20 protein-coding genes are annotated in these 19,631 nt (G+C 37.3%); 13 read left to right on the top strand and 7 right to left on the bottom strand.

The window, feature by feature from the left end; all coding sequences use genetic code 11:
- Positions 1-42 precede the first annotated feature (42 nt).
- The 3 genes from RQ763_RS00465 to RQ763_RS00455 are packed head-to-tail and all read left to right on the top strand — an operon-like array spanning position 43 to position 3,991.
- On the top strand, positions 43-993 hold the full coding sequence (locus RQ763_RS00465; protein ID WP_314150449.1) for a chemotaxis protein: 951 nt from the start codon (positions 43-45) through the stop codon (positions 991-993).
- Between the two features lie 47 nt (positions 994-1,040).
- Positions 1,041-2,558 carry a response regulator gene (locus tag RQ763_RS00460; RefSeq protein WP_314150447.1) on the top strand — a complete coding sequence of 506 codons (1,518 nt, stop codon included), beginning with the start codon at positions 1,041-1,043 and terminating at the stop codon, positions 2,556-2,558.
- 26 nt (positions 2,559-2,584) lie between these two features.
- Positions 2,585-3,991 carry a HAMP domain-containing sensor histidine kinase gene (locus RQ763_RS00455; RefSeq protein WP_314150445.1) on the top strand — a complete coding sequence of 469 codons (1,407 nt, stop codon included), beginning with the start codon at positions 2,585-2,587 and terminating at the stop codon, positions 3,989-3,991.
- On the opposite strand, the gene RQ763_RS00450 is transcribed toward RQ763_RS00455, so the two are convergent.
- From RQ763_RS00450 to RQ763_RS00440, 3 genes are read right to left on the bottom strand one after another with little or no spacing between them, the layout of a single operon-like run.
- Complete coding sequence (locus RQ763_RS00450; protein WP_314150443.1) at positions 3,984-5,318, bottom strand: sodium ion-translocating decarboxylase subunit beta; 1,335 nt, start codon at positions 5,316-5,318, stop codon at positions 3,984-3,986. The genes RQ763_RS00455 and RQ763_RS00450 overlap by 8 nt on opposite strands.
- A 5-nt stretch (positions 5,319-5,323) precedes the next feature.
- Complete coding sequence (locus tag RQ763_RS00445) at positions 5,324-7,120, bottom strand: biotin/lipoyl-containing protein (RefSeq protein ID WP_314150441.1); 1,797 nt, start codon at positions 7,118-7,120, stop codon at positions 5,324-5,326.
- 8 nt (positions 7,121-7,128) lie between these two features.
- Positions 7,129-7,383, bottom strand: a complete 255-nt coding sequence (locus tag RQ763_RS00440) for an OadG family protein (protein ID WP_314150439.1) — start codon at positions 7,381-7,383, stop codon at positions 7,129-7,131.
- A 126-nt stretch (positions 7,384-7,509) separates the two neighbouring features.
- On the opposite strand from RQ763_RS00440, the gene RQ763_RS00435 reads away from it, so the two are divergent.
- Genes RQ763_RS00435 through RQ763_RS00425 form a run of 3 tightly spaced genes read left to right on the top strand, consistent with a single transcriptional unit; the run spans position 7,510 to position 8,336 of the window.
- Positions 7,510-7,800: a DUF3817 domain-containing protein gene (locus tag RQ763_RS00435; RefSeq protein ID WP_314150437.1), complete on the top strand. Its 291-nt coding sequence runs from the start codon at positions 7,510-7,512 to the stop codon at positions 7,798-7,800.
- A gap of 51 nt (positions 7,801-7,851) precedes the next feature.
- Positions 7,852-8,160, top strand: a complete 309-nt coding sequence (locus RQ763_RS00430; protein WP_314150435.1) for a hypothetical protein — start codon at positions 7,852-7,854, stop codon at positions 8,158-8,160.
- Positions 8,161-8,168: 8 nt separating this feature from the next.
- Positions 8,169-8,336 (top strand): hypothetical protein, encoded by a 168-nt coding sequence (locus RQ763_RS00425; RefSeq protein ID WP_314150433.1) that lies wholly within the window; start codon positions 8,169-8,171, stop codon positions 8,334-8,336.
- A gap of 6 nt (positions 8,337-8,342) precedes the next feature.
- Here the strand turns inward: RQ763_RS00425 and RQ763_RS00420 are convergent, their stop codons facing one another.
- Positions 8,343-8,849 (bottom strand): hypothetical protein, encoded by a 507-nt coding sequence (locus RQ763_RS00420; RefSeq protein WP_314150432.1) that lies wholly within the window; start codon positions 8,847-8,849, stop codon positions 8,343-8,345.
- Between the two features lie 102 nt (positions 8,850-8,951).
- Complete coding sequence (gene htpG, locus RQ763_RS00415) at positions 8,952-10,844, bottom strand: molecular chaperone HtpG (RefSeq protein ID WP_314150429.1); 1,893 nt, start codon at positions 10,842-10,844, stop codon at positions 8,952-8,954.
- 217 nt (positions 10,845-11,061) lie between these two features.
- On the opposite strand from htpG, the gene RQ763_RS00410 reads away from it, so the two are divergent.
- Together RQ763_RS00410 and RQ763_RS00405 are read left to right on the top strand one after the other, a co-directional pair.
- The gene (locus tag RQ763_RS00410) at positions 11,062-11,889 is read left to right on the top strand and encodes a universal stress protein (RefSeq protein ID WP_314150427.1); all 828 of its coding nucleotides are present in this window, start codon (positions 11,062-11,064) and stop codon (positions 11,887-11,889) included.
- 7 nt (positions 11,890-11,896) lie between these two features.
- A complete protein-coding gene (locus RQ763_RS00405) occupies positions 11,897-12,214 on the top strand; it encodes a hypothetical protein (protein WP_314150425.1) in 318 nt (105 codons plus the stop codon).
- Between the two features lie 6 nt (positions 12,215-12,220).
- Here RQ763_RS00405 and RQ763_RS00400 read toward each other — a convergent pair whose 3' ends face one another.
- Entirely contained in the window at positions 12,221-13,618 is a 1,398-nt protein-coding gene (locus tag RQ763_RS00400) for an MBL fold metallo-hydrolase (RefSeq protein WP_314150423.1), read from the bottom strand.
- A 102-nt stretch (positions 13,619-13,720) separates the two neighbouring features.
- Here RQ763_RS00400 and abc-f point away from each other — a divergent pair, with 102 nt between their 5' ends.
- Positions 13,721-15,658, top strand: coding sequence for a ribosomal protection-like ABC-F family protein (abc-f, locus tag RQ763_RS00395; RefSeq protein WP_314150421.1), 1,938 nt, complete (start codon positions 13,721-13,723; stop codon positions 15,656-15,658).
- 19 nt (positions 15,659-15,677) lie between these two features.
- Here the strand turns inward: abc-f and RQ763_RS00390 are convergent, their stop codons facing one another.
- On the bottom strand, positions 15,678-17,030 hold the full coding sequence (locus RQ763_RS00390) for a class II 3-deoxy-7-phosphoheptulonate synthase (protein WP_409932343.1): 1,353 nt from the start codon (positions 17,028-17,030) through the stop codon (positions 15,678-15,680).
- 159 nt (positions 17,031-17,189) lie between these two features.
- On the opposite strand from RQ763_RS00390, the gene RQ763_RS00385 reads away from it, so the two are divergent.
- The 4 genes from RQ763_RS00385 to RQ763_RS00370 all read left to right on the top strand — a co-directional run.
- Positions 17,190-18,104 (top strand): GGDEF domain-containing protein, encoded by a 915-nt coding sequence (locus RQ763_RS00385; protein WP_314150417.1) that lies wholly within the window; start codon positions 17,190-17,192, stop codon positions 18,102-18,104.
- A complete protein-coding gene (locus tag RQ763_RS00380; RefSeq protein ID WP_314150415.1) occupies positions 18,104-18,754 on the top strand; it encodes a CvpA family protein in 651 nt (216 codons plus the stop codon). Before RQ763_RS00385 ends, RQ763_RS00380 begins: the two co-directional genes overlap by 1 nt.
- Position 18,755: 1 nt before the next feature.
- The gene (locus RQ763_RS00375; RefSeq protein ID WP_314150413.1) at positions 18,756-19,238 is read left to right on the top strand and encodes a Fur family transcriptional regulator; all 483 of its coding nucleotides are present in this window, start codon (positions 18,756-18,758) and stop codon (positions 19,236-19,238) included.
- Between the two features lie 14 nt (positions 19,239-19,252).
- Positions 19,253-19,631 (top strand): OB-fold nucleic acid binding domain-containing protein (locus RQ763_RS00370; protein WP_314150411.1); only part of this gene is annotated, 379 nt, incomplete at its 3' end.

Raw genomic sequence — 19,631 nt, 5'->3', positions numbered from 1 at the left:
GTACTATTTACTACTTATAAAAGTATATTTCAAAGGCTTTAAATGTCCGTTTTAGAAAATGTCGACGCTGCTACAAACCTGGCAAAAAATAATGAATTACAACTTTTAGTATTTAGAATCAATAACAAGCCGAGTGCTGCGCACTATGCTATCAATGTTTTTAAAACACGCGAGGTAGTGGAATCAAAAAACCACTTTATCACGCAGATTCCCTCATCTCACAGAATGCTAGAGGGTACAATAGTTCTTCGCGGAATGCAAATCCCCATACTAAACCTCCCGCTTTGGCTTGGAACAATACTTACAAAAGAGGAGATTAGCAAGTCAAATATACTTGTTTGCGACTTCAACGGTATAGTAATAGGGCTTAGAATTATGTCTGCATACAGAGTTATAAAGAAGAACTGGAACGAGATGCATGCTCCAGAGAGCTACAGAATGGGTGAAAATAACGTAGTTATCAATGACACAAGACTAGAAGACGGAAGTCTGTGCCTTGTTTTGGACTATGAAAAACTTTTAGCGGACGTCATACCTCAAGCCATGGTAAATGTGCTTGAATCGCCTGCAAATTTAAAAGACCTAAATATTCCAATCAAACTTAAAAACGGTACGGTTTTAGTAGCTGAGGATTCTAAAACAGCTCAAAAACATCTCAAACAGATTTTTGAAAATGCAAACCTCTCAATGAAACTCTTTGAAAATGGAAAGCTACTTGTTGATTATATAAATTCACTTGGGGATGATGCCTCAAAAATACCTGCGGTAATCACCGATATAGAGATGCCTGAGATGTCCGGATTTACTGTCGTCAAACTACTCAAAAGCTCTTCAAAAACAAAAAATATACCTGTTATTGTTAACAGCTCCATGACGGGCTCAAACAATAAAAGAGAGGCTGAAGTCTTGGGTGCTGATGGCTTTATAGATAAAACAAAAAGTCAAAATATCATACCGCTAATCGTAGAAGTTATGAATATGAAAAACAGCTGATTTTTATCTTTTAAAATTCGCTTTTCTGGGGAACAAGGGACACAAGCATGAAAGAGATGATAGAGACGATAAAAGCGCTATCGAGCAATATCGGAGTTTTATATGTAGAGGACAACATAGGTCTTTCAAAAAACGTAGAAACACTTCTTTTAAGAGTATTTAAGAGTGTGTACATTGCGCATGACGGGGAAGAGGGCTATGCTCAGTTTTTAAAACATAGACCCAAAATTGTTATTACAGACGTAAATATGCCCCGCATGAACGGCTTTGTAATGGCACAAAAGATTAAAGATGTAGCGCCGGATTGTAAAATTATAATTCTCTCTGCATATGATGAGAAAAAGCATCTATATACGGCTATTAAACTAGGTATTTTCTCTTACTTGCATAAGCCTACCAAAGCTCCCGAACTCATCAATGCTCTTCACGATGCTGTAATCTCTATACATAAAGAGGAGAATAGCCGTATTTTCTTAACCCAGCTGCAAAACATCTTTAACTATCAAAATAATATTGTCATTATGATGCATAATAATAAATTTGTTCTCGTAAACAGACGTTTTGACGAATTTTTTGGAGTTGAAAGTATAGATGAATTTAACGAAAAATATAGTGACATCAATGAACTCCTGCTTGAGCATAAAGAGTTTTTGCATACTACCCCTTCATCATCGTGGATAAATACAGCAGTCCAAAATAAGGGCAAACTCTACCACACAAAGATGCAAAACCATAAAGGTGAAAAGAGACACCTTATACTCAAACTAAGAAATATACCTGAAAAAGAGGATCACTTTATTCTCTCCTTTGATGATGTGACAGAGCTAAACCTTATGTCTCTTTTTGATGCAAATGCATCAAGAGATGATGAGAACGCCAAAGATAAGATTGCAATTTTAACTCTTCTGCAGGTCGTCAAAGACAACTCTTCAGAGGTAAAAATACACAACTTCTACAAAGGGCTCACAATAGTTAATCCTGCTGTTATAACTGATATAAATGAGGAAAGCTTTGCGCTCAAAACAGTCAATACGCAACTAAAAATTGTGCAAATTACTAGATATATGACAATCACTTCAGAGATATTTCCAAAAGATGTTGTTTGCAAATCCGTAAAGAGTCTTGACTCTGATAACCAGACAATAGTCATAGATGATGTCTCGTTTGTATCAAGAAGTATTGTAGATAGAAAATACACCCGCCTTGAGCCTGATGCAGACCATGGGTGCTCACTCTACTTTAAAAATATAAAATTCCCGGGCGAATCAAGCGTCATGGATATCTCTGAGGTCTCTGCAAAATTAAAGACAGACGCACTTCCTGCCGGAATAGAAATTGGCACAAAAATCAAAGTAGTAATAAGCCTAAAGCTAAAAGGTAGACTCATAACGCTAAGTACTCTAGGAAGCGTTTACAGGATAGAAGAGAACAAGCGTGACTATAACATCGTAGTTCTTTATGAACTTCTGCAAAAAAATCTCAACGACATTAGAGAGTACCTCTCCAAGCGTCAAATAGAGCTTATCCGTGAATTTAAATCAGTAGATATTAATTCACAAAACTAAAAATATAACTATATAAAAGGGTTTATTTGCACAATATAACACTAAGAAATAAATATACGCTGGCTCTTGTGTTGACTGGGTTATTTGGAGTAATCTCTTATTTTATAACAATTTTTTTAATTCAGAACAACTCTCACTCTTTTGAAGATATCAATCTGCTTGGAAAAGAGCGAATGCTATCTGGAAAAATCCTTTTTTACACCAATGAGGTTTATCATCACTATAGCTATACACAGGTAGAGAAACTAAAAAAAGCTATAACAGAATTTAAAGAAGTTGAAAGTACTTTAAAAAGCAGAGGATATATTTTTGAGCAGGATGGTAAAAAAGAATTTTTTACACTCGCAGACTCTTTTGTAGATTTTTTTAACGAAGGAGGCCAAAACTGGAATGAAGAAAAAGGTTTGGAGATTGATTTCCTAATAAGTGCTCAATATGAAAAATTGCTAAATAATATAGACAGCTATATTTCAAAAGTCCAAAAGGAAAATGAAGATAAGATAAAATATATCTTAATCATAAAAATCATTCTTTTTATACTCTTGGTTGCTCTATTAATAGCTCAAGCTATTTTTATATTTATTCCAGCAGAAGAAGAGATAAAAGAAAAGAGTAGAGAACTTGAAGATATCAACAGAGATCTTCAAGAGCGCGTTGATGCAGAGGTCGCAAAGAACAAGGAAAAGGCCCTGCAAATAATTCATCAATCAAGACTTGCAACTATGGGAGAGATGGTTAGTATGATTGCCCACCAGTGGCGCCAACCTCTATCATCTATATCTACAATATCGGGAACTCTTTCGCTTGATGTTATGATGGAGAACTACAATGCCGATTTTTTCCAAAAAGAGCTGGAGTCCATTGATGAGCTGGCACAACATCTCTCTTCAACAATAGATGATTTTAGAAATTTTTTCAAAACCGACAAAGAGCTTCACAATGAGAAGATAAAAGATATAGTCAAGAGCAGTTTTAAAATTATTGCTCCAACTCTGGAGGCAAAAAAGATAAGGTTTGAAAACAACATAGAGGATGGTATTTTTGTAAACACCTATGTATCTGAAATCAAACAGGTGCTTCTAAACATAATGAAAAATGCTGAAGATGTGTTGGTCGAAAAGGAGATTCAAAATCCAACTATCTATATTGAAGGAAGCAAAAACAACGGTTATGCGGAGATAGTTATTGAAGATAACGCTGGAGGTATCTCTCCTGAGATTATAAATAGAATTTTTGAACCGTACTTCACTACAAAAAAGTCTAAAGACGGAACAGGGCTTGGTCTTTATATGTCAAAAATAATAGTTGAAGAGCATTGTAAGGGGAAGCTAAGCGTTGAAAACGGCAAGGATGGTGCAAAGTTTACAATTAAACTGCCGCTTAGTTCGGAACACACCGGCAAAAGAGTAGCCGATGCGCCTGAGTTTAACTAAATAACGAGATAAGAATACCGGCGGCAACTGCTGAGCCGATAACACCTGCAACATTTGGACCCATTGCATGCATTAGTAGCATGTTTGAGCGGTCATACTCCATACCTACTTTGTTAGATACGCGAGCCGCCATAGGAACAGCAGAAACACCTGCGGAACCGATAAGCGGATTTATCTTGTTTCCGGGAAAGAGGTTCATAATCTTAGCCATAATAACACCTGCAGCCGTACCCACAGAGAATGCCACAACACCAAGTGCCAGAATTGCTAAAGTGTCCGCAACCAAGAACTGATCCGCTGCCAATTTTGAACCAACGGCAAGTCCCAAGAAAATAGTTACTATATTTATAAGCGCATTTTGCATAGTATCAGAGAGTCTATCTACAACACCACTCTCTTTAAGGAAGTTACCAAACATAAACGCACCGATAAGAGGCGTCGCATCAGGGAGAACCAAGATAGCAAGCACTAAAACCATGATAGGAAAAACCAATTTCTCTAAACGAGAGACATGACGCATCGTACTCATCTTAATTCTTCTCTCGGCATCCGTAGTAAGCGCTCTCATAATAGGAGGCTGAATAATAGGAACCATCGCCATATATGAGTAAGAAGCAACCGCAATAGCACCAAGCAGTTCAGGTGCGAGTTTTGATGCGATGAAAATAGAGGTCGGACCGTCTGCTCCACCGATAATCGAGATTGCAGAGGCTTGCTGAAGCGTAAAGTCAAAAATAGGCGTATACTGAGCAAGAGCAACCGCTCCGACAAGTGTTCCGAATATTCCAAACTGTGCAGCACCGCCAAGAAGTGCGGTTTTTGGGTTTGAGAGTAGCGGACCAAAATCAGTCATAGCTCCAACTCCCATAAATATAAGAATAGGGAAAAACTGGTTTGCCAAGCCCATCTCATACATAATACCTAGAAATCCACCCGGTCCAGCAATTCCGGCAATAGGAATGTTTGCCAAAAGTCCGCCAAATCCTATCGGCAAAAGAAGCAGAGGTTCAAAGCCCTTTGCGATTGCAAGATAGAAGAGCACAAATGCAATGAGTATCATGATTACTCTACCCCATGACTTGTGGAAATCACTCATTTTTTCACCATGAGAGCTTAATTCATCTGGATTTGGGCTCACAAAAGCTTTAACACCCGTAGAGTTTATAAAACCACCAACCATTTCACTAAATGACTGTGCTTGATATGTTTCAACTTTTTTAGTACTTACTTCATGTGAAGTAGTATCTGCAGCAGGGCTTGAGGCATAGAGCGAGCTAAAACCAAAAAGCATGAGCAGCGTAAGAATTTTTATAACATTTTTTTTCATCTAGATTATCCTAGCACTGCTACGACTTGACCTTCGACCACTTTATCGTTAGTAGCAACATTTATCGATTTTATAACACCGCCTTTTGGCGCCACGATATCTATCTCCATCTTCATAGACTCTAAAATCAAAATAACATCGCCCTCGTTGACGCTCTGACCCGGATTAGCAACTATTTTCCAAACACTGCCTGGTAAAAGAGCTTTAATATCTAACTGAGTACCTGATGTTGTAACTACTTTAGGAGTTGAAGGCGACACGCTCTCTCCATTTACCTCTGTAACCTGAATATCAACATTGCCTTCTGCAACCTGAACACTAAATTTTTGACCATCAACCACTACTGTATAGCTTCCATTACCCATATTTGAACTTCCTTCTTCTTTTTTCATATCTGATATTTTACGAACATTTAACTCGCCCTCTCCTTTGAGAAAAGCGATACCCTTCTCATGACAAGCCGCTGCTATGAAAATATTCTCTTCTGTTATCTCAATATTTTCTTCTTTGAGCTTATTTATCCAGTTGCTTAAAGATTTACTCTCATCAGCATTTGCCAAATCAAGAGCCTTCTCTGTAGTAGGCTCTAAACCTAGCTTTTCAGAAGCGATTCTTACGATTTCAGGATCCGGTGCAACGGGAGTTTTACCAAAATATCCAAGTACCATTTTTCCATAACCTGGAGCAATCGCGTTCCAAGGACCTTGCATAACATTGTTAAGCGCCTGCTGGAAGTAAAATTGAGAGACAGGAGTAACAGATGTGCCGTAACCGCCCTTTTCTACAACTTCAGTCATTGCCGCTATAACCTCAGGAAATCTATCCAAAATATTATTATCGCGCATCATCTGGGTATTTGCAGTAAGTGCACCTCCAGGCATTGGAGAGAATGGAATAATAGGAGAGACCATAGTTGCCTCAGGGGGCATAAAGTAGTCAGAGAGGCAAAATTGAAGCTCTTTTTCGTATGTTAAGATCTTGTTAATCTCTAATCCGCCAAGATCATAATCCATACCTTTTGTAGCATGAAGCATTGTTAATATATCAGGCTGGCTTGTTCCGCCGCTTACAGGTGAAGCTGCCATATCTATTCCGTCCACGCCAGCTTCGAGTGCAGCCATATATGCAGCTACTGAAACACCTGCAGTCTCATGAGTGTGAAGTCTTAAGTGTGTTCCCTCAGGAATAAGACGTCTAGCCATCTGAATAGTTTCAAAAACTTTTTGAGGGTTTGAAGTTCCGGATGCATCTTTAAAACAGATGCTGTTATAAGGTATACCGCTGTCCAATATCTCACGTAGTGTTTTTTCGTAAAATTCAACAGTGTGAGCGCCGTAGCACCCCGGAGGAAGATCCATCATGGTTACAACAATTTCATGTTTTAGCCCATGATGCACGATTCTCTCACCTGAGTATTTTAGGTTCTCAACATCATTAAGAGCGTCAAAATTTCTGATAGTCGTCGTACCGTGTTTTTTGAACATCTTTGCATGCAAATCGATTAGCTCTTTAGAGCCGGTGTCTAGCATTACGGTGTTTACGCCACGCGCTAAAGTTTGAAGATTTGCATCCGGTCCTACAATTTCACGAAATCGGTCCATCATCTCAAACGCGTCTTCTCTAAGATAGAAATACAAGGATTGAAACCTAGCGCCACCGCCAAATTCAAAGTGAGTTATTCCCGCAGTTTTTGCAGCTTCGACCGCCGGGAAGAAATCGTTCATCAATACACGACCGCCAAAAACAGACTGAAAGCCGTCTCTGAAGGTTGTATCCATTATATCTATAAATTTTTTAGCCATACTAATCCTTAACTTTCTCTATGAAATTTAATCGCTGCCGTTATTGCTGCAACTACTTTTTTTTGATTGTTCTGAGCACTTGATGATGAAGAACTCGCACTCGGCTGAACTTCTGGGAAAAATTTATGCACAATTTTTGACATAATACTCATAAAAAATATCATTACTGCAAGAAATAAGAATACTGCTCCCATTCCTAGTCCCATAAACTTTATACCCTCTACTACAAGGTTAGTTTCCATATCAATATACCTCTTTTTCATATTTCGCGCTTATTGTATTATATAAAAGTTTAAAAAGCCTTGTTACTCATTTTTTAATTTTAACAAAAGGCTAAATTGTTACCTTTTGATTATATAATTCATAAAAAAATAGTATAGGTGTAGAATATGAAAAATGAAAATGTCGTCAAATTCGGACATATAAATTCAATAGAAGGTTACTCATATTTAGCACTTTTGTTTATTGCGATGCCTATGAAATACTTTTTGGACATCCCTTTGGCGGTAAAAGTAGTCGGTATGATTCATGGAGTGCTTTTTATCATTTTTTGCCTGCTTTTAGTAAAGGCTTGGCACGAAGCAAAGTGGTCCTTTAAAGAAAGTACACTGTTTTTCATCGCCTCGCTTGTTCCCTTTGGAACCTTTTTCACCAAAGCTAAAATAAAAACTTATGAATAAAAAAGTTTTCTTTGGTTAAAATATCTTTACTAATTTAGAAGGAATATATTTATGATCGCTGGAATAAATGAGCAGGATTTTGTTGCATATCTTATCTTTGGGCTTATACTAAATTTTGTCTTCTCAATAATGTTTGGAGTATATCTTAGTAAAAACATAGGCATGCAAGAGATGATACAATCAAAAGGGAACAAGGAGCAGTCACTTCTTGTCAGCTTAAGTCTTTTTATACCATATGCAAAAATGTTAATAACTTTATATAGAGTTACTATTTTGCAGATATTCTTTTTAAACAAAGGTTACTCACACAAAGAGTTCTGGGTCTATATGACCACAAACAGACTCAACAAAGTGGATTAGTATAAATTATGAGTGATTTCAAACTAAAGATAGTTCTTAGTGTGTTAACAGGTGTGATTTTTTCGTTTGTTTTCATCCTCCTTGCTTTTGTCCTGCCAGCGCAAAAAGAGGAGCCTACTCTTATGAAAAAGCCTAGCAATATACTCGAAGAGGTTTCAAAATCTCTTAGAAAATAGCAAAAGCTAAAGAGAGTTTTTAACCTCTATAAGCTTTAGTGTTTCATAAGCGCAAAGAGGGTTAAGTTTTACCGCAGATATCTCCAGAGCCTTAACGCATAGTCTCATATAATCCAGATCATCTTCATCCATTATTATTTTAAGAAGTTTCTCTGCATCTTTAATTCTTAGATTTCTAACAACTCCTAGATTTTTATGCGCTAAATTTCTAATCTCTGTGTAGTCTAGAGGTCTATTTTCGAGCTTGTCTAATTTTAGCTTATGTATATATTCATAAAAGGTTATTTTTGATTTCAGTATCTGTATAATGTAATCTTCTACAAGCTGATAAATAGTATCATCATCTAAACACAACTCTTCTATGGCCTCACTCATTTGATAACTATAGTCAGTTATATTCAACTCTTTAAAATTTTGTTCAATGAAAGTACTCCCCTCCTGCATCAGCCTATCTATTCTGCGGCGAAGTTCGACATTCTCGGGTCGTCTTTTATCTTTTATGTCATTATTCATAAACTTAAAATATCATAACTTTCTTTCATAATTGTACTGCCCCTTGGCAAAATTGTTTAAATAGATTACGGGTGCTACAAAAGCACCCACAACAACTAGGCTCTATATCGCCTTAGTTATAATTCTGTTTAATCTTTTTATAAAGCCTGCAGTATCTTCAAGTTCAGTACCTTCAAAAAGCTTTGCCTGATCCAGCAAGACGTAGGCTGCATCGCTGATGAGATTTTGGTCAACAGAGTTTTTAAGCTTCAAAATTAACTCATGTTTAGGGTTTATCTGTAAAATTGGAGCCGGAGCCGGAGCATCTGTTCCTTGTCCCATCTGACGCATCATCTGAGCCATCATATAAGCAGGATCTTCCTTGTCTACTTTCAGTTTTACAGGAGAATCTACCAAATCAAAGGTTACTTCAACAGATTTTACGCTCTCACCAAGAGAGTCTTTAAGCTCTTTAATCAATCCTTCAAACTCTTTAGCACTCTCTTGTTCTGTCTTCTTCTCCTCTTCACTCTCTTGGAATTTGGCATCATTTACATGCACAAATTTGTACTCTTTATACTCTGTTACCATAGGGAATATAATCGTATCTACCTCTTCGTTAAGTACTAAAACATCTATGTTGCGAGTTTTAAATCTCTCTAATGCAGGTGAATTTTTCAACATTGAGAGTGAAGTTTTACCGGTAATATAATATATCTCCTTCTTCTCTTCATCTACATTTTTCAAGAAATCTTCAAACATTACCATTTCACCGGAGTTTAAAGTATTGAACTTCATAAGCTCCAAAATCTTCTCACGATTTCCGTAATCGCTATAGAGTCCCTCTTTTAGTACATTTCCAAACTCTTTGAAAAATTTGTCATACTTCTCTTTATCATTTTTAGCCATTTTAGCAAGCTCTGAGAGAACCTTCTTGATTGAAGCATTTTTGATTTTTGCCATAACCGCATTTGACTGCAAAATCTCTCTTGAGACATTAAGCGGCAGATCTTTAGAGTCTATCACACCGCGCAAAAATCTCATATATGTCGGCATAAGCTCCTTCTCATCATCTGTAATAAAAACACGGTTTATGTAAAGTTTTATGCCCGTTTGATAGTCAACCCTGTACATATCCATCGGCGCTTTACTCGGAATGTAAAAGAGTGTCGTATACTCTATTGCACCCTCTGCCCTATGGTGCATCCATGCAAGAGGCTCTTCTGAAGAGTGTGCGATTGAGCTGTAAAAATCTTTATACTCTTCATCTTTAATCTCGCTTTTTGAGATTGTCCAAAGTGCATTTGCACGGTTGATTTGAACATTCTCTATCTCATTTCTTGAAGGCTCAATCTCTTTGCCATCATCATCTTTTTTAGCAGGAATGTACTTCTCTTTATCCATAAAAATAGGAAATGGAATGTGGTTTGAGTATTTTTTAATGATGCTCTCAACTCTATAACTCTCTAAAAATTCATCCTCATCATCATTAAGATACATTACAATCTCTGTACCATGCCCATCCATAGTTGCTTCTTCTATCTCAAACTCGCCATTACCTGTGCTTGTCCACTTATAGGCTTTCTCTTGAGCTGCTTTTTTTGTAGTTACTTCAACTTTGTGTGCAACCATAAAACATGAGTAAAAACCAACGCCGAACTGTCCTATGAGGTTAGAATCTCTCTTTTGGTCACCCGTTAAATTTTCTAAAAATGCTTTTGTTCCTGACTTTGCGATAGTTCCGAGGTTGTTCATCAAATCCTCTTCATTCATACCGATACCGCTGTCTTTGATTGTCAAAGTTTTTGCCTCTTTATTTGCAACGATATCTATGCGCGGTGCAAATGTCACGCCTTTATAAGCAGCGTCCGTTAGCACAAGCATGTTTAACTTATCAAGCGCGTCTGACGCATTTGAGACCAACTCACGCAAAAATATCTCTTTGTTTGAATAGAGTGAATGTATCATAAGATTTAGTATTTGATTTGCCTCTGTTTGAAACTGATGTTTTGCCATCTTTTGAATCCTTTTAAGTTAAAATTTAAAAGCAATATTATCAAAAAAAGTTAATAAATGCAAATCATATCAACTTTCTTGAGTCTACTACACTAAATACTACTTAGTGTTTAAACTAAAAAGAGAAGAGAAAATATTTATTATATTTTTGCTACATGTAAAAAACTTAGATATAATAATGTCCATGTGATAGATATTATTCAAAGTTGGAGTTATTATGAAAAAGTTTACAACATTGGTCGCGATTGACTTTTCAAAAAGCTGTTATGCAGTTTTAGCAAAGGCGCTTGATTTTACGCAGAAGATGAGCGGTGAGCTTCATGTAGTGCATGTAGTTGAGAGTTCATTCTTTTCAAAAAAGATAGATTTAGACTCTATTAAAGAGCGTGGTTTTAACGAGCTTATCAAAAATTTCAGCACAATTAAAAAAGAGAATTATCACTGCGTAAGCGGCAAAATAAAAGTTGAAGTATCAAACACCGCAAAAATTCTAAACGCTGACGTAATTATCATGGGAAATAGCGGCGAGACGCATTTTTTGAGCGAACTTCTTATGGGATCACACACAAAAGAGATCATCAAGCATGCGCAAACTCCTGTTTTAGTTATGAAGATTGATCATGAGATAGAGTATAAAAATATTTTGGTATTAACAGACCTCTCAGACGAATCTGCCAATGCCATCAAAAAGATTGCAGAATTTTTTCCAAACTCAAATATAAACCTTATAAATCTCTACTATCTTCCGCTTGACAATAGAATAAACACTTATGGATTTGAGGAAGAAGACCTTAAAGAGTACAAAGAGTCGGTAGAAAAACAGAGCAGAAAAAATATTGATGCATTTTTAAAATCTTTAGCTCTTGCAAAAGAGATAAAGATTACGGCATCTGCTATAAACAGCTCTTTAAATCCAAAACTCTTTGAAGAAGAAGTTTCCCATATTGGGCATGATTTGCTTGCTATCCATGCAACACAAAATGTAAGTTTTTTTGCTTTTGATATTTTAGAAAACTCAACTGTTGATGTTTTTGTTTTAAAATAAGCCGACTATGCAAGAAGAATTTATTGAACTAAGAGAGCCGACTCCTCTACTCCATTCAAAGAGGTGCAGAGTTATTTCGCTGTTGTTAAGGCTCTTTTTGCAATACGGTTCGGCTGCGGCAACTTTGAGTGCGTGGTACCTTTATGATTTTTTTATAGCATTGCTGACTTTGGTACTTGCTTTTATCCTTATTGGGATTATTCGCTCAAAACTACGAAACAGCGTAATCCCTCCATCTCAAAGAGAGTACCAATACAATGATAAAGAGATAGCCGATTGGTTTAGTGCAAAAGAACTATGCTATGAAACTCATGAGAGTCTCTAGCCGAGTCTAAAGAGTTATGGAAGTTCCAAATTCCATAATATGGCTCTCATGACCGAGATCTTCTTTTATCGCCTCTGCAAATATCTCCATTTTCTCTTTTTCACCATGTATTAGATATAGTTTTTTTAGATTCTCAATTGGGCGTATCCAATCAATGAGCTCCTTTTGGTCTGCATGTGCGGAAAAACCGTTGATTGTGTAGGTCTTAGCTTTTACCACTATATCTTCACCATAGATTTTGACGCTTTTTTCTCCATCTACTATGCTTCTTCCCAGTGTTCCTTTAACCTGAAAGCCTACAAATATGACTGAATTTCTAGAGTTCCAAAGTTTATGTTTTAGATGGTGCATTATGCGTCCACCGTTGCACATGCCGCTTCCTGCTATGATAATGGAGCGCTCTTTTACTCTGTTTATAGTCATGGATTGGTCTCTTGTAGTTGTTGTTTCAAGCCAGGCAAACGAAAACGGGTCTTTGCCTTTTCCTGATGAGTATTCAAGCTCATCGCTTAAGTGCACCGGATACTTATTGTAAAGCCTTGTCGCTTTTATGGCAAGCGGGCTGTCCAGAAAAATACGGCATTTCGGCAACTCTCCATTGTCGTGCATTTCATGAAGAAGCCAAAGTATCTCCTGCGTTCTCTCTAGCGCAAAAGATGGTATCAAAACAGTACCGTTATCTTTTAGAGTAGAGATAACCGCCTCTTTAAACTCCTCTATGCTCTGGTCTAGCGGTTTGTGTCTGCGGTCTCCGTACGTAGACTCAATAAAGAGCGCATCCGCCTCATAAAGCTTGTCGTGCTCATCAATTATAAGCCTCTCCGGGGAGCCGAGATCACCCGAGAAGACAACACGTTTATACTGATTCCCCTCATGAAAATCAATCATAGCAAAAGCGCTTCCCATAATATGACCGGCATTTCCAAAAGAGACTTTTATGTGCTGCTTTAATTTATGCTCCTCATAATATTCCAGCGTACACCACTTTTTAGAAAACACCTCTTTTACGTCATCTTTTGTATAAAGTGGCTCTAGGACACTCTCCTCTTCACCGCGTCTTCGAGCTTTTCTGCTTATTGTTTTATACTCCTCCAGCAAAATCCCAGCACTGTCTAAGAGCATAATTTTTGCAATATCACGAGTAGCCTTCGTTGCGATAATTCTACCGTTAAACCCCTCTTTAAAGAGTTTGGGAACTCTTCCAATGTGGTCAAGATGCGCGTGTGTCAAAATAAGATAATGTATATCCGAAGCATCAAAACCAAACGGCTCATAGTTTTTTTTACTTCCCCCGTTTCCCTGAAACATTCCACAATCAATTAAGATTTTTATAGAGCCTATTTTAAGCAGATGACACGAACCCGTTACCGTTTCAGCCGCTCCGTAAGATGTTACTGTTGCCATAATTTATCCCTATTTGTATTAAATATTACAGATTATATTCAAACTTATCTATTATGAAACTTATACTATAATTACGCAACAATAAAGGGATACAAAGACTTCATGGCACTCATAGATCTACTAAATATATCAAAACATTACGAAGCTCAAAAAATTTTAACCGATGTAAATTTTCATGTTGATGAAGGGGATAGAATCGTCATCATTGGAAAAAACGGAAGCGGCAAGTCAACTCTGATGAAGATTATAAATGGAACGCTTGAGCAAGATAGCGGCGAGAGAATCACCAAACAAAATCTAGAAGTAAAAATGCTTGATCAAAAACCGGATTTTGACGAGGAACATACTGTACGCCAAGCCGTAGAAGCCGGGCTAAAAGAGCTGAACTCTGCAAAACAGAGATACAGCGAGCTCTCCCTAAGACTTGCGGATGATTTTGAAAACAAAACGCTCCTTGAAGAGCACGAGAGACTCTCTCGTTACATAGAACATCACAATGCATGGAATCTTGATGACAAAATAGAGAGAATCATCCAACATTTTGACCTTAAGCAGTATGAAAACAAACTTGTCGTTATGCTTAGCGGAGGGGAACAAAGAAGGGTTGCTCTTGCATCTCTGCTACTTCAAAAACCAGATGTTCTACTCCTAGATGAACCGACCAACCATCTTGACGTCTACATGGTAGAATTTTTAGAGGAGTTGCTTTTAAAAGAGAAATTTACTCTTGTTTTTATATCGCATGACAGATATTTCATCGACAGAGTAGCTACAAAAAGCGTTGAAGTAGAGGATTGCTCACTTAGAGAGTATAGCGGCGGGTACAGCAACTATCTTGAACAAAAAGAGGAGTATATGCGAACGTTAGAGAAACAGCATGAAAATCTTCTAGATTTGCTTAAAAGAGAAAATGAGTGGTTCTCAAGAGGCGTTAAAGCAAGACTTAAAAGAAACGAGGGTCGTAAAGAGCGCCTTATGTCTCTTAGAGACGAGGCAAAAACAAACCCCTCTAAGATAAAAAAGATGACGCTCGAACTTGAACGCGAAGCAAAACATTTCAACCGTGATAAAAGTGTCAACAAACAAAAAATGCTCTTTGAAGTAGAACATCTAGGACTGAAACTCGGGGACAAAGAGCTTTTAAAGGATTTTAGCACAAGAATTCTGCAAAAAGACGTTATAGCCATCGTAGGACCAAACGGAAGCGGAAAATCAACGCTGCTTAGAGCTCTTTTAGGGCGCATTGAACCTACAAGCGGGGTCATTAAGCGAGGAGAGTTTAAGATAGGATACTTTGATCAGCATAGAGAGATGCTCGATGATGACAAAAATCTTATAGAGACATTCTGTCCGCATGGGGGAGATAGAGTAAGCGTGCGCGGACGTGATATGCATGTCTATGGCTACTTGAAAAACTTTCTCTTCCCTAGAGAGTTTCTTGATAAAAAGATAGGAATACTGAGCGGCGGAGAGAAAAACCGCATCGCCTTAGCCCTGCTTTTTACAAAAAATGTTGATATTCTCATCCTTGATGAGCCTACAAATGATTTAGATATTCCCACTATAAATATTTTAGAAGAGCAGCTTATAAACTTTAGCGGAGCAGTCATTATAGTAAGCCATGACAGATATTTTGTAGATAAGATTGCTAAAAAACTCTTCATTTTCAAAGAGGATAAGCATATAGAAGAGAGCTACCAAAGCTATACGGAGTATCTTGAGCTAGAACATGAGTTAAAAGAGCTTGCCGACATGGAAAAAGAGAGCCAAAAAGCAGAATCAAAACCAAAAGAGAGCAAGCCAAAAGAGCTGAAACTGACTTTTAAAGAGAAGATGGCGCTGGAGAAATTGCCTATTGAAATAGAGGAGCTTGAAGCTAAAATAGATGAAAAAAATTCTTGTTTGGCGAACCCTTTATGTTATGAAAAAATAGGTATAACGAAATTGGCAAAAGAGTTTGAAGAGCTTAAGAGTCTGTATGAAGAAAAAGTTGAAGAGCTTTTAACTATTCAGGAGAAAGAAGAATCGATAAATACATAGCTAGCACCTTTTGTGCTAACTATTTTTGAGTTTCTTTAAGAGTATCTGCGATTAAAAATGCCAGTTCTAAAGCCTGGTCTGCATTTAAACGAGGGTCACAATGCGTGTGGTAGCGTGAACTAAGATCCTCTTCTGTTACGACAAAAGAACCGCCTATGCACTCAGTTACATTTCTTCCTGTCATCTCCAAGTGAACACCGCCTGCAAATGTGCCCTCAGACTTATGAACCTGAAAGAACTGCTTCATCTCTGTCAAAATAGCATCAACAGGACGTGTTTTAAAGTTGTTTGATGATTTGATCGTATTTCCATGCATAGGGTCACAACTCCAGAGAACTTTTTTTCCTTCTCTCTCAATTGCACGAATAAGCTTAGGCATACCATCAGCAACTTTGTTTGCACCCATTCTTACAATAACATTCAGACGCCCTGCTTCGTTCTCAGGATTTAAAATATCGCACAATTTTATCAAATCATCAGGATCCATTGTAGGTCCGGCTTTAACGCCGATAGGGTTATGAATACCTTTCATATACTCAACATGAGCACCGTCAATCTGGCGTGTTCTATCGCCTATCCACAACATGTGAGCAGAGGTGTCATACCAATCGCCCGTAGTAGAATCTTTTCTCGTAAACGCCTCTTCATAAGGAAGTAAAAGCGCCTCGTGAGAGGTGTAAAAGTCTGTTTCACGTAAAGTTCTATGAGTTTTTGACGTAATGCCGCATGCCTCCATAAACTTTAAAGATTTACTAATCTCCTCTGCCAAATCTTCATACTTTTTACTTATCTCACTTTGATGCGTAAAATCAAGATTCCACTGATGAACTTTATGTAAATCAGCAAACCCTCCTGTTGCAAATGCGCGTAAAAGATTAAGCGTAGCAGCCGATTGGTTGTACGCTTTTATCATTCTTTGCGGATTTGGAGTACGTGACTCGGAAGTAAAATCAACACCGTTGATGATATCACCACGGTAAGCATCAAGAGTTACACCATCAATCGTTTCGGTGTCGCTTGAACGAGGTTTTGCAAACTGCCCGCCAAGACGCCCGACTTTAACGACGGGAAGTCCGCCTGCATAGGTCATAACCACAGCCATCTGAAGAATAGCTTTGAAAGTATCACGAATATTTGTTGCGTGAAATTCGCTAAAACTCTCAGCGCAATCTCCTCCTTGAAGTAAAAAAGCTTTCCCTTCAACAACATTTGCCAACTGGCTTTTTAACGAACGTGCTTCACCTGCGAAAACAAGAGGCGGATACTCTTTCAACTCTGCTAAAACTCTATTTAATTCCTCTGTATTCGGGTAAGTAGGCTGCTGCACAATAGGCTTTTGCCTCCAGCTAGAAGGAGTCCAGATACTCATTATAAAACCTTTTTTCTTTATATATCAAATTTTTTGAATATTTTACATAATAGTAGCTAAAATAGCACTGATTACTCTATCTAAAAGCAATTAAAAGAGTATAAAAGCTTTTTTTTATGCTTAAAATTGTACAATGCCCAATATTTTTTATGGATGCACATTATGGAAAAAAACGATTTAAAAGCACTTATCGAAGAGATTTATGAAAACCTGCTAGAGCGTATTAACTCAGATGAAAAAGCAACAAAAGGGCAAGTAATCGGCTACTTAAAAGATGCTATTGAGGTCGTTTCAAACATTAATGACAAAGATATTGACTCCATAGAGCATGCAAAAGAGGCTTTCAATAACTCCTACAAAGAGATTGTAAAGCAGAGTTTAACCTCTTATAAAAATACAAACGAGAAGTTTGGAGAGCTTACACAACTCAATAAAGAGACAATAGACCAATGCGGTGATAAACATATAAATCTCGAGACATTGACAAAAAAATTCAATGAAATTCAGACCCATATGACCCAAGAGGTAAAAAAAGCAAACGAAGTCATCTCCGACCTCACAAGCAAAGTGAAAGTTTTAGAACAAACCTCAAATCTTGATCCTCTAACTAAAGTTTTAAACAGAAGAGCTCTTATGTCCTACTTAAAAGAGGTGTGTGTAAATAAAGACATTCCATACACTCTGCATGTACTGATGATCGACATAGATAACTTCAAATCCATAAACGACAACTACGGTCACATAACTGGCGATAAAATCCTTATTTTTATCTCAAACATCCTTAGAAAAGCGCTAAGAGACGGAGATAAGATTTTCAGATTTGGTGGAGAGGAGTTTACGATTATACTAAACCGTAACAGCGATGAGCAGTCTGAAGCCATAGCAAACAGATTATTAAAGCTAATAAGCTCAAACAACCTTATATATATGGGTCAAAAAATATCAATTACGGCAAGTATCGGCATGACAAAATTTATCAAAGACGACACTCCCGACTCACTTATGTCAAGAGCGGACAAAGCTCTGTATGCTTCTAAAAACAACGGAAAAAATATGGTCTCCAAGGTATGTGAATAATGGAGTTTAGTTATTTTGACATTATTGTATCGATTATAATCCTTTTTTTAGGACTCAAGGGAATTATAAACGGCTTTTTTAAAGAGCTGTTTGGGCTTTTGGGGATTATCGGCGGTATCTTTATAGCTTCTCGCGTCGGAGACGACGTAGGACTTCTTATAAGCGACTCTATTTTTAAATTTGAAAACAGTTCTGCCATCTCTTTTACGGGCTTTTTAGCAACCCTTGCTCTCTTTTGGCTTCTTATGATTGCAGTAGGTATAATTTTTAAAAAACTAAGCTCACTAAGTGGTCTTGGCATATTTGACAAAATCTTGGGATTTATCTTTAGTGCAGGTAAGTTTTTTCTTATTGCAGCCGTAATCTCATACGCCGCTTATAACATCAAGGCAATGAGAACAAATATCGACTCTATGATGCAAAACAGTTTTATCTTTCCTGTGTTGGTGGAAGTCGGGAGTGTCATCATGAAGCTTGACCCTATTGAAATATCAGACGATATCAATTCTACTATACAAAAAGGTTCTGATATGGTTCAAAATAGTATAGAGAGCAACATTAAAGAGCCTGCTGCAAATATTATTGATGATGCAAAAAATAAGATAAACCAAACAATAGATCAAAATTTATCTAGAAAAGATGAGCAGTAGTATGTCTGAGATTACAACCGACTTCAACGATAAAACAGTCGCCTATAAGCAACTTCTTGAGAATTTCAAAACACTTTTAAAAAAAAACAGTCTCAAGTTCACCATTCAAAGAGAGGTTATTTTAGAGACTCTTTACAACTCCGACGAGCACCTTACTCCTGAAGCTCTTCACAATCTTATTCAGGAGAAATTTCCTGATCTAAAAACCGGAATTGCCACCGTCTACAGAACGCTCTCTCTTTTGGAGGAGTCGGATATGGTCACTTCGTTATCTTTTGGAGCGCAGGGGAAAAAATATGAGCTTGGTGCTAAACATCATCACGACCACTTTATATGTACTCAGTGCGGCTCTATAACCGAGTTTGTTGATGAGCAGATAGAGGAGAGACAGCGTAAAATTGCCGAGGAACTCGGTTTTTTGATGCAAGACCACTCCATGCAGATTTACGGAATTTGCAAAGAGTGTCAAAAAAATAAGAAATAACAAAGGAAAAACTATTGGTTTTTGATAACAAATATATACAACTAAGAATTGAGAAAGCAGAACTTCTTAAAAAAGAGGGGATAAATCCCTACGCTAACGACTCAAAAAGAAATACAACAGTTGAAAAATTTTTAAATGTTAATACGGACATTGTTAACAAAGAGAACAAAAGAGATGAGAAACGCCACTACACGCTAAGCGGTCGTATAAAGTTTTTTAGAGTTATGGGAAAAGCAAGTTTTATAAAGATTGAAGATGAGAGCGGAATGCTTCAAGTCTATGTAGCAAGAGACAATCTCGCAGAGGGTTTTTACAACGATGTTTTTAAGAAAAACATAGAAGTAGGCGACATTGTGGAGGTTCTTGGTTATCCGTTTGTAACAGGTCAAGGAG

This window comes from Sulfurimonas sp., assembly GCF_032250635.1.
Lineage (GTDB): Bacteria > Campylobacterota > Campylobacteria > Campylobacterales > Sulfurimonadaceae > Sulfurimonas.
This window is presented reverse-complemented; position numbering and strand designations above follow the sequence as displayed.